Below are 24575 nucleotides of genomic sequence, written 5' to 3' on the forward strand. Positions count from 1 at the left end.
TGGCTATGGTCGCCACAGCAGCCATGACCACTCACGACCCAGGACACAGGCCATCCGCGCAGAGGATGAAAAAAGGTCAATGGAAATTGCGGACCAAGGACGGCGGGTCGCGCTACGACACGCCGAAGCCTGTGGACAACTTCCGCAATTTCCATTGAAATTGCGTCAGGGGGTCAGTGCTTGCGGGCGACTCCGCCGTAGAGCAGGCGGTAGGGGCGGTTCGCCGCGGTCCGGCCGGGTTCCGGGCGCCAGTCCGACAGGTACGTCGTTCCCGGCGGGACGACCTCGAAGTCGCCGAACTGCTTCTCGATCCACTCCACTTCGCGCGGGTGCAGCGGGTCGGTCGTCTCCTCGTAGCGGCCCGCCAGGATGCGCATCTCGTCCGGGTCGTGGCTGCCGGTCAGGTGCGAGATCACCAGGTGGCTGCCGGGAACCAGCGCGTCGCGGTAGGCCTCGACCAGCGCGACCGGGTCGTCGGCGTCGGGGACGAAGTGCAGCACCGCCGCCATCAGCAGCGCCACCGGCCGGTCCAGGTCGAGCAGCTCGGCGGCCTCCGGGGAAGCCAGAACCGCCTGCGGGTTCCGGCAGTCCACCCGGATGATCTCGGCGCGAGGCTCGCCGGCCAGCAGCGGCTTGCTGTGCGCCACGGTGAGCGGCTCGTTGTCCACGTACAGCACCCGGAAGTCGCGGGTCCGGCGCCGGGCCACCTCGTGCACGTGGCCGATGGTGGGGATGCCCGAGCCCAGGTCGATGAACTGGCGGACGCCGTGCGCGAGCAGGTACTCCACGGAGCGCCGGACGAACGCCCGGTTCTCCCGGTACGACTCGCCGATGTGCGGCAGCTCCCGTTCCAGGTCTTCCATGAAGGCTCGCTCGCAGCCGAGGTTGTGGCTGCCGCCGAGGAAGGCGTCGTAGATCCGGGCTGCGCAAGGCCGAGCGATGTCCATTTCCCGGACCGGCGGAATGCGCATGTCGGTCATGATCGTCCTCCCCCGCTCACTGGAATCGTACAGTAGTCAATCAGTGACGCAGGGTGTTCACGATCGATCCGGTGTCGCTCTTGCTGACGGTCGAGCGCGCGTACGACGATGGTGGCCGAAACGACGATTTGGTGGAGGTGCTCGTGGCCGACGACGTCCGCGCGGTGGTGGCGACCGGGAAAGGCGCACCGGTCGAGGTGGTGACCATCCGCGTTCCGGATCCGGGACCCGGCGAGGCCGTGGTGCGGGTGCAGGCGTGCGGGGTGTGCCACACGGACCTGCACTACCGCGAGGGCGGTATCAGCGATGAATATCCGTTCCTGCTCGGGCACGAGGCCGCGGGCATCGTCGAAGCGGTCGGCGAGGGCGTGCGCGACGTGCAGCCCGGCGACTTCGTGATCCTCAACTGGCGCGCGGTGTGCGGGGTGTGCCGGGCCTGCAAGCGGGGCCGGCCGCAGTACTGCTTCGCCACCCACAACGCCGCGCAGCCGATGACGCTGACCGACGGCACGCCGCTGTCGCCGGCGCTGGGCATCGGGGCCTTCGCGGAGAAGACGCTGGTGCACGCCGGGCAGTGCACCAAGGTCGATCCCGCGGCGCGCCCGGCGGTGGCCGGGCTGCTGGGCTGCGGCGTGATGGCCGGGATCGGGGCCGCGGTCAACACCGGCGGCGCCGGGCCGGGGGACACCGTCGCGGTGCTGGGCTGCGGTGGCGTCGGCGACGGCGCGATCGCCGGGGCGAGCATGGTCGGGGCGCGGCGGATCATCGCGGTGGACCGGGATCCGAAGAAGCTGGAGTGGGCGCGGCAGTTCGGCGCCACGCACACGATCAACGCCGCCGAGACCGATGCCGTCGAGGCGATCCGGGAGCTCACCGGCGGCTTCGGCGCCGACCTGGTGATCGACGCGGTCGGCCGCCCGGAGACCTTCGAGCAGGCCTTCTACGCGCGCGACCTGGCCGGCACCGTGGTGCTGGTCGGCGTGCCGACGCCGGAGATGAAGCTGGAGCTGCCGCTGCTGGACGTGTTCGGGCGCGGCGGCGCGGTGAAGTCCAGCTGGTACGGCGACTGCCTGCCGGAACGCGACTTCCCGATGCTGATCGAGCTCTACCTGCAGGGCCGGTTGCCGCTGGAGAAGTTCGTCAGCGAGGAGATCGAGCTGGACCAGGTGGAGCAGGCGTTCGAGAAGATGCACCGCGGCGAGGTGCTGCGTTCGGTGGTGACCTTCGGATGACGCCGCGCATCGACCACACGACCACGTCGGGCACGTTCTCGCTGGACGGCCAGACCTTCGACGTCGAGAACAACGCGTGGGTGGTCGGCGACGACCGCGAGTGCGTGATCATCGACGCGCCGCACGACGTCGAGGCGATCCGCCGGCTCGTCGGCGACCGCCGCGTGCTGGGCGTGGTGTGCACGCACGCCCACGACGACCACGTGCGCAGGGCTCCGGAGCTGGCCGACGCGGTCGGCGCGCCGATCTTCCTGCACCCCGACGACATGGTGCTGTGGAACCTGGTGCACCCGGACCGCGCGCCGGACCGGGAACTCGCCGACGGCCAGGTGATCGAGGTCGGCGGCGCGAGCCTGCGGGTGCTGCACACGCCCGGCCACGCGCCGGGCGCGGTCTGCCTGTACTCGCCCGAACTCGGCGTGGTGTTCACCGGCGACACGCTGTTCGCCGGCGGGCCCGGCGCGACCGGGCGGTCCTATTCGGACTTCGACGTCGTCGTGGCGTCGATCCGGGACCGGCTGCTGCCGCTGCCCGAGGACACCGAGGTCCGGACCGGACACGGGGAGAGCAGCACGATCGGCGCGGTCCGGCCGCAGTTCGACGAATGGGTCGCGCGCGGGTACTGACCGTTCGAGGTAGGTCGGCGGCGGCGAACGGTAGGTTCGCCGCTACGACTTTCGCCGGATGAAGCGCGTCGGCGCGGTGGTACACGATCTTGGTTCTCGTGAGCGTTCGTTCCGGTGAGAACCGGAATTCCCGCTCACGAGCCGATCTGCGCCGACGCGCTGACGGCTTCAGGAACGGTCTGCGAGGCAGGTTCGATTGGTCGATCACGCAATTGACCGCGCCGCGGTCGTCGAGCGGCGGACCGGCGTGCTGGCGTGGGCCACCGCGCATCGCGCCGCGCTCGGCGATCTCGCCTTCGTGCTGGTGCTCTCGGTGCTGCACGGCTTCGACCTGACCATCGGCGACCATCCACCGTGGATGGACTGGTGGTGGCCGCTGCTGGTGAGCGTGCCCGCCACCAGCCTGCTGCTGCTGCGCCGGCGGGCGCCGTGGCTGGTGCTGTTCGCGCTGCTGGCGGTCGCCGTCGGGCTCACCTTGCTGCGGCTGAACATCGGCGGGCTGAACCTGGTGATCCTGGTCGCGGTCTACTCCGTCTGCGTGCGCAACTCGGTGATCGGCGAGGTGGGCGCCGCGACGATCGCGATGGTCTACCCGGTCAGCGAGCTCGTCGTCTACGAGCTGACGCCGGTGGAGGGGCTGCTGCGGATCTCCGGCGCGGTGGTGAACCTCGTGATGGTGGTCGGCTGGGCCCGGGCGGTGCGGATCGGCCGTCGGCGGGCGGCGCAGCTGGAGCAGACCATGGCGCTGCTGGACGAGGCACGCGATCAGCTCGCCGCCGACGCCGCGGTCGTCGAACGGGCCCGCATCGCCCGCGAGTTCCACGACATCGTGTCGCACAACCTGTCCGTGGTCGCGCTGCGCGCGGGCGTCGCTCGCGCGCTGATCGACCGCGATCCGGATCACGCCCGGCAGACCCTGCAGGAGCTCGAACAGACTTCGCGCGGCGCGCTGGGGGAGATGCGCAACCTGCTCAACGTGCTGCGCGATCGCAACCCGGCCGGTCAGGACCCGATGGACTGGCAGCCGACGCCCAGCCTGGACGGGGTGGACGCGCTGGTCGAGTCGGTCCGCGGCGGGAACGTGGTGTGGACGCTGGACCGGCGCGGCAAGGTCCGCGAGCTCGGCTCCGGCGTGGAGATGACCGCGTACCGGATCGTGCAGGAAGCGATGACGAACGTGCTCAAGCACGCCGGGGCCGGCCGGGCGCGGGTGTTGCTGGACTACGGGCCCGATGCGCTGCGGATCGAGGTGACCAACCGCATCAGCGGGCTCGACGCGGTGGATGGCAGGCCCGTCTCCCAACAGTCGGGACATGGGCTGATCGGGCTGCGGGAACGCGTTGCGCTGCTGGGCGGAACCTTGACCGCACATCCGATTTTGAACGGATTTCACCTTGAAGCCGTGCTACCGTGCCCGGAAAATTCGGACCTGGCCTGAGTCGGAATTCAGGCCGTCCGGACCGAGGAGGCCCGGCGTGGAAACTGCGGACACGACTGTCCTGGTAGCCGATGACCAAGCGATGATCCGCGCGGGACTGGTTGCCCTGTTGTCCAACGAGCCGGGCCTGCGGGTCCTGGCCGAAGCCGCCGACGGCGATGCGGCGTTGGCGGCGGTGCGCCGCCGACGGCCCGACGTGGTGCTCATGGACGTGCGGATGCCCGGCAAGGACGGCATCGCGGCGGCCGGAGACATCATCGCGGAGACCGGCGGCGAGACCTCGGTGATCATGCTCACGGTGCACGATCTCGACGAGTACGTCTACGCCGCGCTGCGCGCCGGGGCCAGCGGTTTCCTGCTCAAGGACGCCACGCCGGAGGAGTTGGTCAAGGCCGTGCACACGGTCGCGGCCGGAGACGCGCTGCTGTCGCCTCGGGTCACCAAGCGGCTCCTGCAGCGCTTCGCGGCGCTGGGCGTCCGCGACGCGCGCAGCGAGCTGAGCGTGCTGACGGAGCGGGAGTTGGACGTGCTGCTGGAGGTCGCCCGCGGTGGGTCGAACGCCGAGATCGCCCGCAACCTCGGTTTAGCGGAGCTGACGGTCAAGTCGCACCTCTACCACGTGATGCAGAAGCTGCACCTCAGTTCGCGCACCCAGCTGGTGATCACGGCCTACGAGACCGGTCTGGTCTGCCCCGGCCAGGCCGAGGTGCGCCCGCGCCAAGCCTCGGCCTGACCCCAGCGCCGCAATTTCCATTGAAATCGAACCTTCGATTTCATTTGAGGTTTTTCCAACCTCGTTCTGCGTGACGGTGCGGGTAGCGGAACCTCAGAGGCTCCCTGGTCTGTGGGGCCCCTCCTGATGTATGTCCGATACACGGCGGAGGGGCCGTCCTCGCCAGGGAGCCTCTGAGAACCCGCGGAGGTGCGAGTGTCGTAGGTGGGTTATGCGCCTGCGGCGCATGCGACACCTCATCGACGTGCGGCTTTGCGGCCCGCGGTTGCGGGCCGGCCAGGATGAAAAAGGCTCATTGAAATTGCGGCTCACCGGGTGGGGTGCGGGCCCGGTGGGGCGGGGTTGGGTCTGGCGGCGGTCTAATGGGGACATGGGTTCTGCACTGCGAGTCGGACTTGTCGGATATGGCGTTGGCGGCGCGATCTTCCACGCGCCGCTGATCGCCGCCCACCCGTCGCTGCGGCTGGACGCGGTCGTCACCGCCAACCCGCAGCGGCAGCAGCAAGTGCGCGCCGACCACCCCGGCACCGCGGTGGTCGGCGACATGGACGCGCTGCTGGCGCGCGAGCCGGACCTGGTGGTGATCGCCAGCCCCAACCGCACCCACGTCGAGCTGGCCACCGCCGCGCTGGACGTCGGGCTGCCCGTGGTGGTGGACAAGCCGTTCACGCCGACCTCGGTCGAGGGGCGGCAGCTGATCGAGCACGCCGCGGCGAAGGGGCAGTTGCTGACGGTCTTCCAGAACCGCCGCTGGGACAACGACATGCGCACCGTGCGCAGGCTGCTCGACGACGGCGAGCTGGGCCGGGTGCACCGCTTCGAGTCGCGGTTCGAGCGCTGGTCGCCGACGCCGAAGCCGACCTGGCGCGACTCCGGCGGGGCGGAGGAAGTCGCGGGCGTCCTCTACGACCTGGGCAGCCACCTGATCGACCAGGCCCTCCAGCTGTTCGGCCCGGTCGCGGCGGTCTACGCCGAGATCGACTGCCGGCGCGACGGGGTGCGGGCGGACGACGATTCGTTCCTCGCGCTGACCCACGCCAACGGGGTGCGTTCGCACCTGTGGATGAGCAAGGTCGCGGCGCAGCAGGGCCCGCGCTTCCGGGTGCTCGGCGACGCCGCCACCTTCACCAAGTACGGCGTGGACCCGCAGGAGGCCGCGCTGCGCGCCGGCCGACTGCCCGTCGACGACACGTGGGGCCGGGAGCCCGAGGAGATGTGGGGTGTCCTGGGCGTCGGCGACGAGGTCCGTCGGGTGCCCAGCGAAGCGGGCGACTACCCGGCGTTCTACGACGGAGTCGTCGCGGCGCTGCGCGACGGCGCGCCGCCGCCGGTGGACCCGGCCGACGCGGTGGCCGCGCTGGACATCATCTCGGCGGCCAGCCGCTCTGCGGCCGAGATCACCGTCGATCGCCTGCTGTAGAACGGATCAGATCCCGTGCGTGCTTTGTGCCGCTATGGCAGCACAAAGTACGCACGGGTGGTCACCAGGCGAAACGATCGTCCACGTTGGTCAGAACCGGTAGGTGCGGGTGACCGCGATGCGGTCGCCGTCTTCGCGGGTGCCCGCCTCGACGTCCGGCGGCCGCGGGTGGAAGCCGGGGGCCGCGGCGAGGCCGTGGGTTTCGTCGATCGCCGTCACCCGGACCTCGTTCCCGCGAGCGCGGAAGGTGATGTCCGCGCCTTCCGGTGGCAGGTCGCGGAAGCGGATCTCACCGGGCCACGTTCCGGCGCGAGTGCCGGACACCTGGACCGACACCGGGGCGCTGCCGGGGGCACGAGCCGTGACGTCGGTGATCGGCCGGTCCACGCGCAGCACCAGGTCCGCCGCACCGCGACCGGAGGACACGTGCAGAGTCACGGTGTCTCCGGCGCGGGATCCGGTCACGCGCGGCCCGTCGACGTCGAGCGGTTGTGCCGGGCCGGTCCACAGGTCACCACGCGCGTACCCGGCCGGGAGCCGGTCGGTGTCGCGGGTGCCGACGAACTGCTTGGTCCAGTCGGTCGGCTCGTCCTCGGCGCTGACCCAGCTCGCGGTGTTCGAGTCCGCGTCCAGGACGTAGGCGAGATGCGAGCGGCGGGGGTGCTGCGCATCGAATCCGTCCGCGGCAAGACCGCCACCTACCAAGGCGCAGGCGACTGCGAATGCCGACATCAGGACGACTGCGACGCTTCGACGGCGTAGTGCGCGGTCGGGGAAGAACAGCTCGCCGATCGGCAGCAGCACCAGTCCGAGCAGAACGGCCAGCAGCGCGCCGGCACCGCCGAGGGCCAAGCCCACGCCGTGGAAGACATTGCGCGCGACGGCAGGCAGCACCATCGCGGACACCAAGGCACCGGCGGAGACCGGAACGAGAGCCCACCTCGGGAACACCAACGCGATGAGCGCGCCGAGAGCTCCCGCCAGCGCCGGAACGGCGAACACGAACGACGCCCCCGGCGCGAGCGCAGCGCACGCGATGCCCAAGGCCGTCGGCCAGGCCAGGCCGCCGAGCGCGAGTGCCGCCTGGCCGAGCCGGTTGCGCAGCGGCAGGTACCAGCAGAGCAGCGCGAATCCGGTGAGCGCGACGATGGCGACCTGGAAGATCAGCGGGCGGTGCACCAGACCGCCCATCAGGTCGTAGCCGGGGCGCACCGCCACCATCAGCGACCACATCGCCTGCGCGAGCACGGCCGAAGCGCCGATCGGGAGCAGCGCGGACAGCGCGCTCACCAGCACCTTCGGCAGCGAGACCAGCCGTCGGTACCGCGCCAGCGCCACGGCGCTCACCAGCAACGACGCGGCGAGCCCGGCCAGCGGCCAGACCAGCGCGTCGGGGTAGGTGATCGTCGTGCCGAGCGCGCGGAAGTAGATCAGGTCGTGGTCCGAACGCAGCCCGGCGAGATCGGCGCCGCCGAAGGCGCGGGCCAGGGCGAGCATGTTCTCGCCCTGGTGCTGGAGGCTGCCCGGCGCCAGGTTCGCGATCGAGTCGCCCGCGGTGTGGTAGCGCGACGAGCCCTCGATGTACGCCGAGTTGAGGCCGGTGAAACCGGCCCGGGTGAAGGCGGTGAAATCGGTGTTGTTCGGCAGCATCCGATACATCGCGACCATCGAGGAGTCGCCTCGCGGGTGCGCGACCGCGGTGGTGAACGTTTCGACCAGACGCGCGTTGTCCTCGGACGTCTCGAACATCAGCGACGGGCCGTCGACGCCCCGTGCTTCCCAGTTGAGGACCACTCCGCGGCGAAGGGCGAGCGGGTGCTCCCGGACGAACGCGTTCGCGCCGAGCAAGCCGTCCTCCTCTCCGTCGGTGATCACCAGCACGAGGTCGTTGCGCTGCGGCCCGCCGGCCCGCAGCGCCCGGACGGTCTCCAGCATCGCCGCGACGGAAGCACCGTCGTCCGATGCGCCGGCGCCGACGGCCGCCGAGTCGTAGTGGGCGGTGAGCAGGACCGATCCCGTGGATGCGTTGCCGGGCAGCGTCGCCACCACGTTGTCGACCCGGCCGAACGTCGCCAGCCCGGTGGCCGAGCGCGCGCCCACCGAGTGCTGGACCTGCACCTGCAGTCCTTGCGCGCGCAGCCGCTCGACGAGGTGATCCTTGGCCCGGTCGCTCGCCGGGCTGCCCATCGGACGGGGCTCGGTGGCGAATCCGCCGAGCTCGGAAACGGCGCGCTCGGCGCTGAACTCGCCGGCGGGTGCCGAGGCCGGAGCGGGCTGCTGGGTGCTCGCACCGCCCAGTGCGGACAACGCGAGTACCACCAGCACGGCGAGCGCGCTCGCGACCCCGGCCGCGGGCGGGAAACGCTTGTTGATCAACTTTCCGGTCACGAGGCGCAAAGCTATGGCGCCGCGGCGCGCCGCGGAATGCGGTGCACAGCACTCATCGACTGCGGTTTTCCGCAGATACCGGATCAGTGCTGGTCCTGCGCCGCCGAGTTGCGAACCGGCCGGTGCCGCCCACGCTGGTTGGCGGGTGTCGAGCTTGAGGAGCCGGGATGAGCAGCGAGATCAGCACCGCGACCGGGGCCACCTGGACGACCACGCCCGCCGTGTCCGAACACCTGGACGCCGCGGAACTCGACGGCCTGCAGCTCTGGTGGCGGGCGGCCAACTACCTGTCCGTCGGGCAGATCTACCTGATGGACAACCCCCTCCTGCGGGAGCCGCTGCGGCCCGAGCACGTCAAACCGCGGTTGCTCGGGCACTGGGGCACCACGCCGGGCCTGAACTTCGTCTACTCCCACCTCAACCGGGCGATCCGGGCCCGCGACCTGGACATGATGTACGTGATCGGGCCGGGGCACGGCGGGCCGGGGCTGGTCGCGGCCGCGTGGCTGGAGGGCACCTACAGCGAGGTCTACCCGGACGTCGCACAGGACTACGACGGCCTGCGCCGCCTGGTCACCCAGTTCTCCTTCCCCGGCGGCATCCCCAGCCACGTCGCGCCGGAGACGCCCGGCTCGATCCACGAGGGCGGCGAGCTCGGGTACTCGCTCTCGCACGCCTTCGGCGCCGCCTTCGACAACCCCGACCTGATCGTGGCGTGCGTGATCGGTGACGGGGAGGCCGAGACCGGGCCGCTGGCCGCCGGCTGGCATTCCAACAAGTTCCTGGACCCGGTGAGCGACGGCGCGGTGCTGCCGATCCTGCACCTCAACGGCTACAAGATCGCCAATCCGACGGTGCCGGCGCGCATCCCGGACGAGGAGCTGTTCAGCATGCTGCGCGGCTTCGGCTACGAGCCGTACCTGGTGTCCGGCTCGGCGCCGGAGCCGATGCACCACCTGTTCGCCGCGACGCTGGACCGGTGCCTCGACGAGATCGCCGCGATCCAGCGCCGGGTCCGCCGGGACGGCCGGGTGCAGCGGCCGCGTTGGCCGATGATCGTGCTGCGCACCCCGAAGGGCTGGACCGGTCCGGCCACTGTGGACGGAAATCGGGTGGAGGGCACCTGGCGATCGCACCAGGTGCCGATCAGCGATCCGCGCCAGAACGAGGAGCACCTGCGCCAGCTCGAATCCTGGCTGCGCAGCTACGAACCCGCCGCGCTGTTCGAGGCGAGCGGTGCGCCGGTGCAGCGGATCAAGGACCACAACCCGGTGGGCACCCGGCGGATGAGCGACAACCCGCACGCCAACGGCGGGATCCTGTTGCGCGCGCTGCGGATGCCCGACTTCCGGGCCTACGCCGTGCGGGTCGACGAGCCCGGTGCCACCACCGGTGAGGCCACCCGGGTGCTGGGCGGCTTCCTGCGCGACGTGATGCGCCTGAACGAGGGCGAGCGCAACTTCCGGGTCTTCTCGCCCGACGAGAACAACTCCAACCGCCTCAACGCGATCCTCGACGCCACGTCGCGCGCCTGGGACGCGGAGACCGAACCGGGCGACGACGCGCTGGCCCCCGACGGCCGGGTGATGGAGATCCTCTCCGAGCACACCTGCCAGGGCTGGCTGGAGGGCTATCTGCTCACCGGCAGGCACGGGTTCTTCTCCTGCTACGAGGCCTTCGCGCACATCGTGGACTCGATGGTCAACCAGCACGCCAAGTGGCTGAAGGTCACCCGCGGGCTCGCCTGGCGCGCGCCGATCGCATCGCTGAACTACCTGCTGACCTCGCACGTCTGGCGGCAGGACCACAACGGCTTCTCCCACCAGGACCCGGGGTTCATCGACCACGTGATGAACAAGAAGGCCGAGGTGGTGCGGGTCTACCTGCCGCCGGACGCGAACACGCTGCTGTCGGTGGCCGATCACTGCCTGCGCAGCCGGAACTACATCAACGTCGTGGTCGCGGGCAAGCAGCCCGCGCCGCAGTACCTGGACATGGACGCGGCGATCGTGCACTGCACCAAGGGGATCGGTATCTGGGACTGGGCCAGCAGCGATCAGGCCGGCGAGCCGGACGTGGTGATGGCGTGCGCCGGGGACGTTCCGACGATGGAGACGCTGGCCGCCGTCGACCTGCTCCGCGAGCGCTTCCCGGACCTGCGCATCCGGGTGATCAACGTGGTGGACCTGATGCGGCTGCAGGACGAGCGCGAGCACCCGCACGGGTTGTCCGACGCCGACTTCGACAGCCTGTTCACCCGCGACCGGCCGGTGATCTTCAACTTCCACGGCTATCCCTGGCTGATCCACCGGCTGACCTACCGCCGGCACAACCACGACAACATCCACGCCCGCGGCTACAAGGAGGAGGGCACCACCACCACGCCGTTCGACATGTGCGTGCTCAACCAGATCGACCGATTCAACCTCGCCATCGACGTGATCGACCGGGTGCCGCGGCTGGGTCCGAGCGCGGCCTACGAGCGAGAAGAGTTGCAGGACAAGCTGATCGAGCACCGGAACTACGTGTCGACGTACGGCGAGGACATGCCGGAGATCCGGGACTGGGTGTGGTCGTCGAGATGAGGGTGCTGACGGTGAACGCGGGTTCCAGCAGCCTGAAGCTCGGTCTGCTGGACGGCGACGAGGCGATCGCCGAGGAGACCCTGGAGCGCTGGGAGGGCGGGGCGGACCCGATCCGCCGGTTCCTCGACGAGCACGGCGCGGACGCCGTCGGGCACCGCGTGGTGCACGGTGGCACCCGGATCGTCGCGGCGACCGTGGTCGACGACGAGGTGCTGGCCTACCTGGATTCGCTGACCGAGCTCGCCCCGCTGCACCAGCCGCGCGCGATCGCCGGGCTGCGCGCAGCCCTGACCGCCGCGCCGCGCACGCCGTCGGTGGCGTGCGTGGACACCGCGTTCCACGCCGGGCTTCCGGTGGCAGCAGCCACTTACGCACTGCCCCGGGAGTGGAATCGGCGGTGGTCGTTGCGCCGCTACGGGTTTCACGGCCTGTCGCACTCCTACGCCGTGGTCCGCGGCGCGGAGGTGGCGGGGTTGCCGCCGCGGGAGGGGCGGGTGCTGTGCTGCCACCTCGGCGCCGGGGCCTCGATGGCGGCGGTGCGAGACGGGCGGTGCGTGGACACGACGATGGGCTTCACCCCGGAAGAGGGGCTGGTCATGAACACCCGCAGCGGCACGGTCGACCCGGGGCTGCTCGGCTGGCTGATGACCACGAAAAGCGTTGCGCCGCAGGAGTTGTTCGACGTGCTGGCGACGCAGTCGGGTCTGGCCGGGCTGACCGGCGGCTCCGGCGACCTGCGCGAAGTGCTGGCGGCCCGCGAGCGCGGCGACGCGGACGCGGCGGTCGCCTTCGACGTGTACCGGCACAGCCTGGTCCGGTTCGCCGGGGCGATGGTCGCGGTGCTCGGTGGTTTGGACCTGCTGGTGTTCACCGGTGGCATCGGCGAGCACCAGCCGCCGGTGCGGGCGGCGGTCTGCGAGGCGCTGGGATTCGCCGGCGCGGCGGCGGATCCGGCGTTGAACGCGGCGGCGTCGGACGACGCCGACATCACCGCGCCCGGCGCAGCGGTGCGCACTGTGGTGGTGCAGGCCCGCGAGGACCTGGAGATCGCCCGCGAAACCCGCGCGGCGGCAACGGTCACCTGGTGACGCTGCTGCGGGGCGGCTTGCGGGCGGCGGAGTTCCAGAGAACGCATTCCTCGCAGTAGCCGTTGCCCGGCTTTCGCCACCACTGGCAGCAGGTGGTCCGGCGCGGCCAGGTGTCCCGCCGCTCGTCGATCTCCAGCAGGCGCTCGCGGCCGGTGGCCGCGCGGAGCTCGCGGGCCGTGCCGATCGCGTCGCCGGGCAGTCCGGAGCGTTGCAGGCGCCAGAGCACCGTGCCGATGGAGCCGACCGGATTTCCCCAGTACTCGTGGCTTTCCGGGGCCGGGCCGCCGAGCGCGTGCAGCGCCTCGGTCAGCGGCTCGAACGCCCGGCGGAGCTGGTCCCACCACAGCTGCGGGCTGCTCTCGCCGAGTTCGCCGGCCGGGCGGAGCCCGGAGAGGCGTCCTTCGGTCGTGATCGCGACGCGCAGGTCGTCCAGCGCGGGCAGCGGCGCCCCGAGGTGGTGCTCCGGCACCGTGGCGCAGCAGGCGAGCCAGCCGAAGCGGAACGCCACCAGCACGATTCCCGCCCTGCGGTGCCGGAATTCGCCGCGTTCCTGCCATTCCTCGACGCAGCGCGCCAGCCACGGCCCGGCCGGATCGCAGAATTCCGCCCAGGGGACCGTCGGCAGGGTGGGGGAGCGGATCGTGCCCGGCCTCGGGAGCAGCCGGTCACACTCCCGCAGCCGCCCGAGCAGCACGGCCGGGGAGCAGGGCTCGGTGGTCATGGTGCGCTCCTGGTCGTCCGGGACGATCACAGGGTACCCGGACCTTTCGGACTGCTTCGCCTTGCGAAGCGAGGACATTGTGGACGGCCGTCCAACTCCGGACGGCGAGCGGAAGTTCGCCGGATCGGCGCAGCGGAAATGCCGCGCCGGGGCGGTCGGCGCCCTGCCCGGCTCGCGTTCTTTGGTGCGTTTGCGCTGGCGGTTCGGCATCTTGCGAGCTTTCGTACCGCCGAGCGGCCGAATCCGGAGGTTACTCATTGTCAACAATCCGTTCATTGACAGGGTCAATCGGGCGACCTAGCGTCTCTGCCCAACGCATCACTCGATTGGGTGATGCTCGCGAGGGAGGCGTGAGCCGATGCGCAGATCCGAAATCTCCCGACGACAGTTGTTCCGCGGTAGTGCGGCGGCGGCCCTGGCCTTGCCGGCGGCGGGTCTCCTCACCGGATGCAGCTTCACCCAGCCCGGCACCGGACAGCCGGGGTCCACGTTGGACCAGATCAAGGCGCGGGGCTCCGCCCGCATCGCCATCGCGAACGAGCCCCCGTACACGCAGATCAAGCCGGACGGCACGGTCACCGGCGCGGAGCCGGACGTGGTCGCCGCCGTGCTCAAGCGGATGGGCATCCCGAGCATCGAGGGCGTCGTCACGCCGTACGAGTCGATGATCCCCGGGCTCAACGCCAACCGGTGGGACATCATCGCCGCCGGGCTGTTCATGAAGCAGTCCAGGTGCGGCCAGATCCTCTACTCCGAGCCGGAAATCGTGTCGACGGAGTCGTTCGCGGTACCCGCGGGGAACCCGAAGAACCTCACCAGCGTGGCCTCCGTCAAGGCCGACCCCGCGGTGAAGGTCGCCGTGCTGCCGGGCGGTTTCGAGGACGGCGCGCTGAAGACGCAGAACGTCCCGGCCGCCCAGATCGTCAACATTCCCGACGGGCGCAGCGGGATCGAGGCGGTGCTTGCCGGGCGCGCCGATGCGTTCTTCCTGCCGACGCTGTCGCTGAACTCGCTGAAGGCCGACGGCATCGACATCACACCGGCCGTCCAGGACGTGCAGCAGACCGGTTCGGGCGCCGGTTTCCGCAAGACCGACCAGGACCTGGTCAACGCCTACGACGAACAGCTGCGCGCGTTGAAGGCCAGCCCCGAGTTCGACGAGATCCTCTCGCGGTGGGGCTTTTCGGCGGACGCGGCCCGGGGTGTCACCCGCGACCAGCTCTGCGCCGTCGCCGGCTGACCCGGGAGCGCTGGGCGCATGTCGCAGATCCTGCCGTTCTTGCCGCTGCTGCTCAACGGGTTGCTGATCACGCTCGCGCTGACCGCGGTGGGCGTGGTGATCACCGTGCTGGTCGCGTTCGCGGCCGGCCTGTGCCGCATGTCGCGGCGGCGTTGGCTGAGCTGGCCGGCCGGGGTGTTCATCGAGATCTTCCGCGGCACGTCGATGCTGGTCCAGCTGTTCTGGCTGTTCTTCGCCCTACCGTTCTTCGGGGTCCAGCTGGTGCCGTTCGCCGCGGCGGTGCTGGCGCTCGGCCTCAACGAGGGCGCCTACGGCGCGGAGATCGTGCGCGGTGCCATCACGGCGCTGCCGCGCGGGCAGCGCGAAGGGGCGATCGCGTTGAGCCTGACGCCGTACCAGCGGATGCGGTACGTGATCCTGCCGCAGGCGATCCCGGCGATGATCCCACCGTTCGGCAACGTCTTCGTCGACCTGCTGAAGAACACCTCGCTGGTGTCCCTGGTGACCGTCGCGGACCTGACCTTCCGGGCGCAGATGGTGCGCGCGACCACCGGCGCCACCACCGCGGTCTTCGGCACCATCCTGGTGCTGTACTTCGTCGCGGCGTACGTGCTGTCGGTCGGGATGGGCCGGCTCGAACGCCGGATGGATCCGGGGCGGCCCGAGCTGCGGCCCACGCTGCTGCAGCGCTTGTTCCGGCGGGGTGGGGTGGTCGGCTCATGATCTGGGACTGGGCCTTCGCCGCGAGCATCGTTCCGTCCCTTTTGGACGGACTGTGGGTGACCGTTCAGGTCACGCTCGTCGGCACGGTGATCGCGCTGCTGCTCGGGCTCGGGGTGGCCGTCGTCCGCTACTCGCGGATTCCGCTGCTGGGCAAGCTGTTCGACTTCTTCGTCCTGTTCGTGCGGGGCACGCCGCTGCTGGTGCAGGCGTACTTCGCGTTCTACGTGCTGCCCAACGTCGGGGTGCAGTTCTCGCCGCTGGTCACCGGGATCATCGTCATCGGCATCAACTACAGCGCCTACACCGCCGAGGTCTACCGGGCCGGGATCCAGAGCGTGCCCGCCGGGCAGTGGGAGGCGTCCACGGCGCTGAGCCTGTCCGCCGTGCAGCGCTGGCGGTTCGTGGTGCTGCCGCAGGCGGTGCGCGACGTGGTGCCGGCGCTGGGCAACTACGTGGTGCAGATGTTCAAGGACTCGGCGATCCTGTCCGCCATCACGGTCTTCGAGCTGCTCAGCCACGCGACGTCGATCGGCTCCGGCAGCTACCGCTACCTGGAGCCGCTGACCATCGCGGGCCTGCTGTTCCTGGCGGTGAGCCTGCCGGCCGCGAAGCTGATCAAACGATTGGAGCTGCGCCTTGCGCATCCGCGATGAGGACGTCCAGCCGATGATCTCGTTCTCGGGCGTGGGGAAGTCGTTCGGCGACAACCACGTGCTCCGCGAGCTCGACCTCGACGTGGCGGCGGGGGAGAAGGTCTCCATCATCGGGCCCAGCGGCTCCGGGAAGACCACCATCCTGCGGCTGCTCATGACCTTGGAGGAGCCGGACAGCGGCCTCGTCGAGGTCGATGGCGAGCCGCTGTGGGACCGCCGCGGCGGCGCGGCGGCGGACACCCGCGGCCAGGCGGCGGTGCGGCGCAAGATCGGCATGGTCTTCCAGCACTTCAACCTGTTCCCGCACATGACTGTGCTGAACAACGTCGCGCTTGCGCCGGTCCAGGTGCTGGGGATGTCGCGGGACGACGCCGAGCACCGCGCGGTCGACCTGTTGCGGATGGTCGGGCTGCAGAAGCACCTGCGGCACAAGCCGGGGCAGCTCTCGGGCGGCCAGCAGCAGCGCGTGGCGATCGCCCGGGCCTTGGCCATGCGCCCCAAGGTGATGCTCTTCGACGAGGTCACCTCCGCGCTGGACCCGGAGCTCATCGGCGAGGTCCTCGCGGTCATCCGGGACCTCGCCCACACCACCGCGATGACGATGCTGCTGGTGACCCACGAGATGCGCTTCGCGGCGGAGATCTCGGACCGGGTCCTGATGTTCGACTCCGGAGCGGTGATCGAGTCCGGCCCGCCCTCGAAGATCTTCGAGGACCCCCAGCACGAGAGGACCCAGCGCTTCCTCAAAGCGGTCCTCGAACGCAAGTGACCCCGGACTTGCGGCGTGTCAGTTTCAATTGAAACTGCCGCCCAGGGCCTCGGAGGTGTCAGTTTCAATTGAAACTGCGTCTGGTCGCTGGGGGCCGGAGTTTTCAACGAGCCCTTTTCAACCCCGCCTCGGCGAGGCCATGCCACCTCAGTCGTGAGTGGCGATGGTCGTTATCACGACCATGCGCACTCACGACCCGGTGCCGCGCACTCATGCCGTCACCAGCACCGGCCAGCACGAAAACGGCTCAGTTGAAGCTGTTGGTCCAGGCTCCGGGGAGGTGACGGTTTCAATTGAAACCGACGGTCAGCGGAGGAGTGGGACTACCTGGTCCTGGAAGCGTTGCATCTGCTCCGCCGCCATCGCGTAGGTGTGGCCCGGGAAGTGGGGGAAGATCACCAGGTGTTCCAGGCCTAGCGAATCCTTGTGGAACTGGACGGTTTCCGCGACCTCCTCGGGGGTGCCGATCGCCCACATCTTCTGGTCCGTCGACTGCTCCAGCGTCGGCACCAGGCCGGGCTTGGCGGGCTTGCCGTCCTCGCCCCGGTAGCCGCGGCTCCAGCCGAACGGGGCCAGCAGGTTCCAGAACTCGTCGTGGCCTGCGCCGCCGATCCGCCACGCCGTCTCGTGGTCGTCGGCGATGTGCACCGGGAGCACCAGGATTCGCTTGGCGCCGCTGGAGAGTTCGACGTCGTGGTGCTGCCGGTGGAGCTCCGCGTAGCGCTCCCACTGGTCGCGCACGAAGCCGTGGTACTGGTTCCACCAGACGCAGCCGTGGCCGACCTCGGCGGCGTAGCCGAGGGTGGGCGGGCTGGTCACGGCCTGCCAGATCTCCACCGGGTGCAGCGGGCCGGGCAGCAGCGTGAGGGTGTCCACCGCGCCGTCCGGGCCGTTGGTGTCCGGCGGCGGCAGCTCGAAGAACTTGCCCTTGTAGGAGAAGGTCTCGTTGGCCAGCGCGGTGCGCACGACCTCCATGTACTCGGCGAAGACCTCGCGGTTGTGCGCGTCGATGGCCTTGCTCTTCTCCTCGGATTCCAGGTAGCCCATGTCCGCCTGGTGCAGTCCGAGGCTGCGCAGCTCCCGGGGCACCGTGCCGCGTCCGACGCCGAGCACCGCCCGCCCGCCGGAGAGGTTGAGCAGCGTGCTGAAGTCCTCCGCCAGCCGCAGCGGATGCCACTGCGGGACGATGTTGAACATCGCGCCGACCTGGATGCGCTGGGTGCGGGCGACCAGGTTCGACTGCAGTATCAGGGAGTTGGGCACGATCTCGTAGCCCTCGTGCTGGAAGTGGTGTTCGGCCAGCCAGTAGCTGTCGTAGCCGAGATCTTCCGCGCGCACTCCCATGTCGATCAGGTGCTCGGTGGCCTCCCACACCTGCTGCCGGGTGGCGCGGCGCTGACCGGCCGGCAGCGGGTTCCCCGCCAGCACGTCGGGCATCTCCACGGAGCCGAAGAAGAACACGCCGTACCGCACGGGTACCTCCATCCTGCCCGGCTGCTCCGGGCCTCTGACGAGCAAATGTAAGTAGTATCAACATTGCCTGCGGATCAGTTTCCTCCGGATTTCCGCTTCGTCAAGTCCCGTTCCGGCTCTTGACTCCGGAGCCATCGCGGCCCACGATCCCCGGTGAATGTTCGCCACATCAACATCCGGTCTCATCCGCTGCCAGGCGAACACCAACCCATCGGTGCGTCCCCGGGAGGACCCCATGGTCGAAGACGCTGCCCAAGCCGCACCCGCCGTGACCGGCCAGCCGCCTCGCGGCGGGGTCGAGCACAAGGGCATCGAAGCGGTCCGCGACGACGAGCGGCACGGTTCGCCGCTGTCCGCGTTCACCCTGTGGTTCGCGGGAAACCTGCAGTACTCGGCGCTCGTGGTGGGCGCCATCCCGACCGCGTTCCTCGGCCTGAGCTTCGCGCAGGCCGCGCTCGCGCTGGTCGTCGGCACGCTGATCGGCAGCCTGCTGCTGGGCGTGGCGGCCACCATGGGACCGCAGGCCGGCGCCCCGCAGATGGTCCAGTCGCGCGGCCCGTTCGGCTACTTCGGCAACTTCGTGCCGGTGTTCCTGCTGTTCCTGACCGGATTCGGCTACTTCGCGGTGAACACCGTGCTCGGCGCCTACATCGTCCGGCAGCTGTTCGGGATCCCGTTCCTGTGGGCGCTGATCGCCGTCGCGGTGGTGGAGATCGTCATCGCCATCATCGGGCACGACTTCGTGCACCGCATCGAGCGGATGCTGCTCGGCGTGATGGCGGTGCTGTTCGTGCTCATCACCTGGTACGGCATCGCGCGCGGCGACGTCGGCGCGGTCGGCGATCCCGGCGAGAAGACGCTGACCGGGGCACTGCTGATGACCGTGGCCGTCAGCTCCTCGCGCACCTTCGGCTGGGCGATCGGCGCATCCGACTACACGCGCTACCTGCCGCGCGACACCAGCCGGGCGCGGCTGGGCTGGTCGGCGTTCCTCGGCGCGGCGATCGCGGGCCTGTGGATGCACCTGCTCGGCGCGGCGATCGGCACCGTCATCTTCCCGAACAGCCCGACCGACCTGGTGACGCAGCTGATCCCGTCGGGCCTGGCGATCATCGCGCTGATCGCGCTGCTGGCGTCGACGATCGCGGGCAGCGTGCTGGACATCTACTCCGGCTCGCTGGCCCTGCTGATGGCCGACATCCCGTTGCGCCGCTGGGTTTCCGCGCTGCTCACCGGAGTGCTGGGCACCGCGCTGGGCTGGTGGGCCGGGCACGTCGAGGGCGAGGCCTTCGGCAACTTCCAGAACTTCCTGTTCGTGGTCGGCTACTGGATCGGCCCGTGGCTCGGCGTCACGCTGGTCGACTTCCTGGTGCACCGGCGCGACGGCGTCGACGTGGCCACGCTCTACGACCGGTCGCGGCGGCTCGGGCCGGGGCTGGCGGCATTCGCCATCGGCGTGGTCGCGTCCGTGCCGTTCATGAGCCAGAGCCTCTACACCGGCCCGCTGGCGGCCGCGTTCCCGCAGCTGGGAGACATCACGTACTGGGTCGGCGGGGTCGTCGCGGCCGTCGCGTACTACCTCATCAAACGAGTCCGGGAGTCGAAGTGAAACGTGGTTTGGGCCCACTGTCCTACGGGGACGCCGTGCAGCCGTGGGGAAGGGGCGCCGCGGCAGGCGGTTTCGTGTTCCTCAGCGGAATCGACGGGGCGACCGACGACACCGGCGCGCCGGTCGACGGCATCGCCGAGCAGACGCGGATCACGTTGGACAGGGTCCGGCAGTTGCTGGCGGACGCGGGCGCCGAGCTCGCGGACATCGTGCAGCTGGACCAGTTCGTCGCCGATCCCGCCGAACGGGCCGAGTACATGAAAGCCCGTGACGAGTGGCTCGCGGAGCACGCGCCCGCACTGCTCGACGAGCGTTCTTACGCCTCGCTGTTGATCTACCCGGCGCTGGCCACGCCGCAGATGCGGGTGGAGATCCGGGCCGTTGCCCACGCAGGGGAGAAGTCGTGATCACATCCCGCGAGTTCGCCGAACTGAGCGTCGCCGACGTCGCCGGTGCGTGCGGCGAGTCGTCGATCGCGGTGGTGCCGGTCGGCGCGATCGAGCAGCACGGGCCGCACCTGCCGCTGGTCACCGACGCGCTCGTCGCCGAGGCGGCGGCGCGGGCGGCCGTGGCCGAGCGGGGCGAGGAGCTCGACCTGTGGTTGCTGCCGACCCTGTCCTACGGCCGCAGCGTCGAGCACGTCTGGGCGGCGGGCACGCTTTCCTTATCCACCACCACGTTCGCCGCGGTGCTCGACGACATCGGGCGGTCGGTGGCCGCGGCCGGCTTCCGGCGCATCGTGTTCGTCAACGGCCACGGCGGCAACATCTCGGAGATCCAGACCGCGCTGCGCGACATCCGGCACCGGCACGGGCTGCTCACCTTCGCCGTCAACACGTTCGTGCCGGTCGAGAAGGACGAGTCCTTCGCCGGGACCGAGCAGGGCCTCGGGATCCACGGCGGCGCGATGGAGACGTCGCTGATGCTGCACCTGCGGCCGGAGCTGGTGGACATGTCCGCAGCGAGGACGCGGGTGCCGAGCAGCATGAACGACAACCGGCACGTCCGGTTCGGCGGCAGCGTCGCCTTCGGCTGGCTCTCCGACGACTTCGGCCCGGACGGCTACCTCGGCGACCCGACGCGCGCGACGCCGGAGGCGGGCAAGCGCGGTTTCACGGCCCTCGTCGACGTGCTGGGCGACCAGCTGGCCGAGGTGGCCCGGTTCGACTTCGCCAACTACCAGTGAGGTGTTCGCCATGCAGGACAACGAGAAGCTCATGCGCGACGGCTCCGCTCCGCTGATCGTCGGGCTGGGCGGCACTACTCGCGCCGGATCGAGCAGCGAGCGGGCGCTGCGGTTCGCGCTGATCGCCGCGCGGGAGCACGGCGCGGAGACGCTCCTGTTCGGGGCCGACGAGATCAACCTGCCCATGTACCAACCGGATTCGGGCGATCGGACCTCGCGGGCGGCCGACCTGGTGACGGCGTTGCGCCGCGCGGACGGGGTGATCATCGCCTCGCCCGGCTACCACGGCGCGCTGTCCGGCCTGGTGAAGAACGCCCTGGACTACGTCGAGGACCTCCGGGGCGACGACCGCCCGTACCTCGACGGCCGGGCGGTCGGCTGCATCTCGACGGCGGCGGGCTGGCAGGCCCCGGCGGCGACCCTGGGCCAGCTCCGCGCGATCGCCCACGCCCTCCGTGGCTGGCCGACGCCGCTGGGCGTGGCGATCAACTCCGCGCAGCCCTGCTTCGCGGAGGACGGCAACCCGACGACGCCCTACGCCGATCAGCTGCGCACGATGGCCCACCAGGTCGTCGACTTCGCCCGCCGCCCCGCACTGCCCCTCGCTGGCTAGGCGAGTGCGGGTCCGGCCAGGCCCGTGCGCACTTTGTGTCGCCATAGCAGCACAAAGTGCTCACGGGTAGCCGGCGGCAAAATCGGTCGCCGTGCTCCGCTGGGCTCTGGCAGGCTGACGACCATGGTCGACCTGCAGTTCTCCGATCATCGGCTCGCGGCGCTCTACGACCTCTACTGCCCGACGGACGAACGTTCGGACTTCGGGTTCTACCTGCCCCTGGTGATGTCCGCGCGATCCGTGCTGGACGTGGGGTGCGGGACGGGCACGCTGCTGGGCATCGCGCGGGACGACGGCCATCAGGGGCGGCTGTGCGGCCTGGACCCGGCCGCCGGGATGCTGGAGGTGGCGCGGGCGCGCTCGGACATCGAGTGGGTTCTCGCCGACCTGGCCGCGGCACCGGCCTGGGATCAGGAGTTCGACCTGGTGGTGATGACCGGCCACGCGTTCCAGGTGCTGCTCGGCGACGACGAGCTGCGCGTCGCGCTCACGACGATCGCGGCGGCGCTCACCGACCACGGCGAGTTCGCGTTCGAAACCCGGAACCCGCTCGCGCGGGAATGGGAGGACTGGCACCTGCGGTACTCGGGCGGCGTGGTGGATCCGGCAGGCGTCGCGGTGCACTGCGAGTGCGAGGTGCTGCCGGTGGAAGGCGATCTCGTCACCGCCACGCACACCTACACCGGCCAAGGGTGGGACGAGCCGCTGCAGAGCCGGAGCACGCTGCGATTCCTCGGTCCGGAGGCGTTGTCGGCGTTCCTCGCCGACGCGGGCTTGTCGGTGGCCGAGCAGTTCGGGGACTGGGACCGCAGCCCGTTGCGCGACGACAGCCCGGAGATCATCACCGTGGCACGCCGCTGCTGACGAACCCGAGCTGTCGCGCGGAGCGCGGTCGGCGGTGGGCGCGCCTAGCCTGGTGGGGTGGCTTCGGCGTTGCAGGTGCTGAAGCGGCTGGTGCTGGGGCGTCCGGTGCGCAGCGACCGGCTGCGGGAGACGCTGCTGCCGAAACGGCTCGCGCTGCCGATCTTCGCCAGCGACCCGCTCTCGTCGGTCACCTATGCGACGCAGGAGATCCTGCTGATCCTGTCGCTCGGCGGCTTGGCGCTGCTGCACCTGACGCCGTGGGTGGCGCTGGCCGTCGTGGTGCTGCTCGCCGTCGTCGTCGCCTCGTACTGGCAGGTCGTGCACGCCTATCCCAGCGGCGGCGGGTCCTACGAGGTCGTGGCCCGCAACCTCGGCCGCGATCCGAGCCTGGTGGTGGCCGCCGCGCTGATGGTCGACTACGTGATGACCGTGGCGGTGTCGGTCGCCGCCGGGGTGGACAACCTGGTGTCGGCGGTGCCCGGGCTGTATCCGCAGCGGGTGTGGATCGCCGTCGTCGCCGTGGTGCTGCTGATGGCGGTGAACCTGCGCGGAATCCGCGAGTCCGGCCGGGCGTTCGCCATGCCCACCTACCTGTTCGTCGCGGCGATCGGCCTGACCGTCGCAGTCGGTCTCGGGCAGGCCGCGGCGGGGCACCCGCCGGTCGCGGAGAGCGCCGGTTGGGGCATCCGGCCGGAGCAGGTCGACGTCACCGGACTAGCGCTGATCTTCCTGCTGCTGCGGGCCTTCTCCTCGGGATGCACGGCGCTGACCGGTGTGGAGGCGATCTCCAACGGGGTGCCCGCGTTCCGGCCGCCGAAGGACGTCAACGCCGGCCGCACCATGATCATCATGGGCACCTTGGCGATCGGCCTGTTCAGCGGCGTGACCGCGTTGGCGATGATCTCCGGCGTGCGGGTCGCCAACCACCCGTGCGACCTCATCGGCTTCCCCGCGGACTGCAACAGCACGGGGCAGCGCACCGTCATCGCGCAGATCGCGGGCGCCGTGTTCGGGGTGAACAGCGTGCTGTTCTTCGTCGTGCAGGCCGGCGCGACGCTGATCCTGCTGCTCGCCGCGAACACCGCCTTCAACGGCTTCCCGATGCTCGGTTCGCTGCTCGCGCAGCGCCGGTACCTGCCGCGCCAGCTGCACACCCGCGGCGACCGGCTGGCGCACTCGAACGGCATCGTGGTGCTCGGGTTGGTCGCCATCGCGCTCATCGCGGCGTTCGAGGGCTCCGTGACCGGGCTGATCCAGCTCTACATCATCGGGGTGTTCACGTCGTTCACGCTGAGCCAGGTGGGCATGGTGAAGCACTGGAACCACCTGCTCGCCACCGGCGACGCCGCGCACCGGGCGCGATACCACCGGTCCCGCCTGGTCAACGCGGTCGGCGCGGTGCTGACCGCGACGGTGCTGGTCGTCGTGCTCGTCACGAAGTTCACCCACGGCGCCTACCTCGTGGTGATCGCGATCCCGCTGCTGTACCTCCTGATGCGGGCGATCCACCGGCACTACCGCGACGTGCGGCGGGAACTCGAACCGGAGGTCGACGGCATGACCTTGCCCAGCAGGGTGCACGCGGTGGTGCTGGTGTCCACAGTGCACAAGCCGACGCTGCGGGCGCTGGCGTTCGCCCGCGCCAACCGGCCGGACACGCTGACCGCGCTCACCGTCAACGTCGACGAAGCGGACACGCAGCTGCTGCGCAGCGAGTGGGATCGGCACGGCATCGGCGTGCCGCTGAAGGTGGTGGAGTCGCCCTACCGCGAGATCACCCGGCCGATCATCGATTACATCAAGCGGATCCGCCGGGCGGGCCCGCGCGACCTGGTGTGCGTGTACATCCCGGAGTACGTCGTCGGCCGCTGGTGGGAGAACCTGCTGCACAACCAGAGCTCGCTGCGGCTGAGCTGGCGGCTGCGGTTCGAGCCGGGAGTGATGGTGGTCAGCGTGCCGTGGCAGCTCGACTCCAGCCACCGCCGGGACGTCGACCGCATCCACCACGTCCCCGGCCACACCCGCCGCGGCATCACCCCACCCACCTGAGCCGGGGCGCCGATTTCGCGCGAAATCGCCGTTGGGTAGGCGTGGGTGATGGCGATTTCGCGTACACGGTTACCGGTTCTACACGCAACTCGGGATAGGTTTCCGCGGCTCAGTGGGCCTGCATTGCGGAGTTGGCTGCGGCTGGAATCCGAACACGCCACACCCCGTACGAGCGACACGTTAGA

At 70.3% G+C, this 24575-nt stretch carries 21 protein-coding genes; 17 read left to right on the plus strand and 4 right to left on the minus strand.

Features of this window, described 5'->3' with window-relative positions:
- Positions 1-173: 173 nt before the first annotated feature.
- A complete protein-coding gene (locus ACWEV3_RS39235; protein ID WP_452618758.1) occupies positions 174-980 on the minus strand; it encodes an SAM-dependent methyltransferase in 807 nt (268 codons plus the stop codon).
- Between the two features lie 143 nt (positions 981-1123).
- On the opposite strand from ACWEV3_RS39235, the gene ACWEV3_RS39240 reads away from it, so the two are divergent.
- From ACWEV3_RS39240 to ACWEV3_RS39260, 5 genes are all read left to right on the plus strand, one after another.
- Positions 1124-2212, plus strand: coding sequence for an S-(hydroxymethyl)mycothiol dehydrogenase (locus tag ACWEV3_RS39240; RefSeq protein ID WP_452618800.1), 1089 nt, complete (start codon positions 1124-1126; stop codon positions 2210-2212).
- Positions 2209-2838 (plus strand): MBL fold metallo-hydrolase, encoded by a 630-nt coding sequence (locus tag ACWEV3_RS39245; RefSeq protein ID WP_452618759.1) that lies wholly within the window; start codon positions 2209-2211, stop codon positions 2836-2838. Before ACWEV3_RS39240 ends, ACWEV3_RS39245 begins: the two co-directional genes overlap by 4 nt.
- A 196-nt stretch (positions 2839-3034) precedes the next feature.
- Entirely contained in the window at positions 3035-4276 is a 1242-nt protein-coding gene (locus ACWEV3_RS39250) for a sensor histidine kinase (protein ID WP_452618760.1), read from the plus strand.
- A gap of 37 nt (positions 4277-4313) precedes the next feature.
- Positions 4314-5009 (plus strand): response regulator, encoded by a 696-nt coding sequence (locus tag ACWEV3_RS39255; RefSeq protein ID WP_132494405.1) that lies wholly within the window; start codon positions 4314-4316, stop codon positions 5007-5009.
- A 370-nt stretch (positions 5010-5379) separates the two neighbouring features.
- Positions 5380-6429 (plus strand): Gfo/Idh/MocA family protein, encoded by a 1050-nt coding sequence (locus ACWEV3_RS39260; protein ID WP_452618761.1) that lies wholly within the window; start codon positions 5380-5382, stop codon positions 6427-6429.
- 90 nt (positions 6430-6519) lie between these two features.
- Here the strand turns inward: ACWEV3_RS39260 and ACWEV3_RS39265 are convergent, their stop codons facing one another.
- The gene (locus ACWEV3_RS39265; RefSeq protein ID WP_452618762.1) at positions 6520-8817 is read right to left on the minus strand and encodes a M20/M25/M40 family metallo-hydrolase; all 2298 of its coding nucleotides are present in this window, start codon (positions 8815-8817) and stop codon (positions 6520-6522) included.
- A gap of 167 nt (positions 8818-8984) precedes the next feature.
- Between ACWEV3_RS39265 and ACWEV3_RS39270 the strand changes: the two genes are divergently transcribed.
- Both ACWEV3_RS39270 and ACWEV3_RS39275 read left to right on the plus strand, forming a co-directional pair.
- On the plus strand, positions 8985-11402 hold the full coding sequence (locus ACWEV3_RS39270; protein WP_452618763.1) for a phosphoketolase family protein: 2418 nt from the start codon (positions 8985-8987) through the stop codon (positions 11400-11402).
- Entirely contained in the window at positions 11399-12490 is a 1092-nt protein-coding gene (locus ACWEV3_RS39275; RefSeq protein ID WP_452618764.1) for an acetate/propionate family kinase, read from the plus strand. Before ACWEV3_RS39270 ends, ACWEV3_RS39275 begins: the two co-directional genes overlap by 4 nt.
- On the opposite strand, the gene ACWEV3_RS39280 is transcribed toward ACWEV3_RS39275, so the two are convergent.
- On the minus strand, positions 12480-13211 hold the full coding sequence (locus ACWEV3_RS39280; protein WP_452618765.1) for a hypothetical protein: 732 nt from the start codon (positions 13209-13211) through the stop codon (positions 12480-12482). The two genes, ACWEV3_RS39275 and ACWEV3_RS39280, sit on opposite strands and share 11 nt — an antisense overlap.
- A 358-nt stretch (positions 13212-13569) precedes the next feature.
- Between ACWEV3_RS39280 and ehuB the strand changes: the two genes are divergently transcribed.
- From ehuB to ehuA, 4 genes are read left to right on the plus strand one after another with little or no spacing between them, the layout of a single operon-like run.
- Positions 13570-14451 carry an ectoine/hydroxyectoine ABC transporter substrate-binding protein EhuB gene (gene ehuB, locus ACWEV3_RS39285; RefSeq protein ID WP_452618766.1) on the plus strand — a complete coding sequence of 294 codons (882 nt, stop codon included), beginning with the start codon at positions 13570-13572 and terminating at the stop codon, positions 14449-14451.
- 18 nt (positions 14452-14469) lie between these two features.
- Complete coding sequence (gene ehuC, locus ACWEV3_RS39290; protein WP_132494510.1) at positions 14470-15174, plus strand: ectoine/hydroxyectoine ABC transporter permease subunit EhuC; 705 nt, start codon at positions 14470-14472, stop codon at positions 15172-15174.
- The gene (ehuD, locus tag ACWEV3_RS39295; protein WP_452618767.1) at positions 15171-15827 is read left to right on the plus strand and encodes an ectoine/hydroxyectoine ABC transporter permease subunit EhuD; all 657 of its coding nucleotides are present in this window, start codon (positions 15171-15173) and stop codon (positions 15825-15827) included. Before ehuC ends, ehuD begins: the two co-directional genes overlap by 4 nt.
- Positions 15828-15840: 13 nt before the next feature.
- Positions 15841-16596, plus strand: coding sequence for an ectoine/hydroxyectoine ABC transporter ATP-binding protein EhuA (ehuA, locus tag ACWEV3_RS39300; protein ID WP_452618801.1), 756 nt, complete (start codon positions 15841-15843; stop codon positions 16594-16596).
- 306 nt (positions 16597-16902) lie between these two features.
- Here the strand turns inward: ehuA and ACWEV3_RS39305 are convergent, their stop codons facing one another.
- Positions 16903-18069 (minus strand): LLM class flavin-dependent oxidoreductase, encoded by a 1167-nt coding sequence (locus ACWEV3_RS39305; protein WP_452618768.1) that lies wholly within the window; start codon positions 18067-18069, stop codon positions 16903-16905.
- A 235-nt stretch (positions 18070-18304) separates the two neighbouring features.
- Here ACWEV3_RS39305 and ACWEV3_RS39310 point away from each other — a divergent pair, with 235 nt between their 5' ends.
- The 6 genes from ACWEV3_RS39310 to ACWEV3_RS39335 all read left to right on the plus strand — a co-directional run bounded on the left by ACWEV3_RS39310 (position 18305) and on the right by ACWEV3_RS39335 (position 24390).
- Positions 18305-19678 (plus strand): purine-cytosine permease family protein, encoded by a 1374-nt coding sequence (locus ACWEV3_RS39310; RefSeq protein WP_452618769.1) that lies wholly within the window; start codon positions 18305-18307, stop codon positions 19676-19678.
- Positions 19675-20085: a RidA family protein gene (locus ACWEV3_RS39315; protein ID WP_452618770.1), complete on the plus strand. Its 411-nt coding sequence runs from the start codon at positions 19675-19677 to the stop codon at positions 20083-20085. Before ACWEV3_RS39310 ends, ACWEV3_RS39315 begins: the two co-directional genes overlap by 4 nt.
- Positions 20082-20864 (plus strand): creatininase family protein, encoded by a 783-nt coding sequence (locus tag ACWEV3_RS39320; RefSeq protein WP_452618771.1) that lies wholly within the window; start codon positions 20082-20084, stop codon positions 20862-20864. Before ACWEV3_RS39315 ends, ACWEV3_RS39320 begins: the two co-directional genes overlap by 4 nt.
- Before the next feature lie 10 nt (positions 20865-20874).
- Positions 20875-21477 carry an NADPH-dependent FMN reductase gene (locus tag ACWEV3_RS39325; RefSeq protein ID WP_452618772.1) on the plus strand — a complete coding sequence of 201 codons (603 nt, stop codon included), beginning with the start codon at positions 20875-20877 and terminating at the stop codon, positions 21475-21477.
- A gap of 123 nt (positions 21478-21600) precedes the next feature.
- Positions 21601-22341 carry a class I SAM-dependent DNA methyltransferase gene (locus tag ACWEV3_RS39330; RefSeq protein WP_452618773.1) on the plus strand — a complete coding sequence of 247 codons (741 nt, stop codon included), beginning with the start codon at positions 21601-21603 and terminating at the stop codon, positions 22339-22341.
- A gap of 57 nt (positions 22342-22398) precedes the next feature.
- The gene (locus ACWEV3_RS39335; protein WP_452618774.1) at positions 22399-24390 is read left to right on the plus strand and encodes an APC family permease; all 1992 of its coding nucleotides are present in this window, start codon (positions 22399-22401) and stop codon (positions 24388-24390) included.
- Positions 24391-24575: the final 185 nt, after the last annotated feature.

The sequence above is a fragment of the Saccharopolyspora sp. NPDC003752 genome, assembly GCF_053605825.1.

Coding starts and splice junctions, on each gene's coding strand:
- ACWEV3_RS39325 (WP_452618772.1), top strand. CDS start 20,875: ATGCAGGACAACGAGAAGCTCATGCGCGACGGCTCCGCTCCGCTGATC.
- ACWEV3_RS39275 (WP_452618764.1), top strand. CDS start 11,399: ATGAGGGTGCTGACGGTGAACGCGGGTTCCAGCAGCCTGAAGCTCGGT.
- ehuA (WP_452618801.1), top strand. CDS start 15,841: ATGATCTCGTTCTCGGGCGTGGGGAAGTCGTTCGGCGACAACCACGTG.
- ACWEV3_RS39280 (WP_452618765.1), bottom strand. CDS start 13,211: ATGACCACCGAGCCCTGCTCCCCGGCCGTGCTGCTCGGGCGGCTGCGG.
- ACWEV3_RS39235 (WP_452618758.1), bottom strand. CDS start 980: ATGACCGACATGCGCATTCCGCCGGTCCGGGAAATGGACATCGCTCGG.
- ACWEV3_RS39260 (WP_452618761.1), top strand. CDS start 5,380: ATGGGTTCTGCACTGCGAGTCGGACTTGTCGGATATGGCGTTGGCGGC.
- ACWEV3_RS39330 (WP_452618773.1), top strand. CDS start 21,601: ATGGTCGACCTGCAGTTCTCCGATCATCGGCTCGCGGCGCTCTACGAC.
- ehuC (WP_132494510.1), top strand. CDS start 14,470: ATGTCGCAGATCCTGCCGTTCTTGCCGCTGCTGCTCAACGGGTTGCTG.
- ehuB (WP_452618766.1), top strand. CDS start 13,570: ATGCGCAGATCCGAAATCTCCCGACGACAGTTGTTCCGCGGTAGTGCG.
- ACWEV3_RS39245 (WP_452618759.1), top strand. CDS start 2,209: ATGACGCCGCGCATCGACCACACGACCACGTCGGGCACGTTCTCGCTG.
- ACWEV3_RS39270 (WP_452618763.1), top strand. CDS start 8,985: ATGAGCAGCGAGATCAGCACCGCGACCGGGGCCACCTGGACGACCACG.
- ehuD (WP_452618767.1), top strand. CDS start 15,171: ATGATCTGGGACTGGGCCTTCGCCGCGAGCATCGTTCCGTCCCTTTTG.
- ACWEV3_RS39310 (WP_452618769.1), top strand. CDS start 18,305: ATGGTCGAAGACGCTGCCCAAGCCGCACCCGCCGTGACCGGCCAGCCG.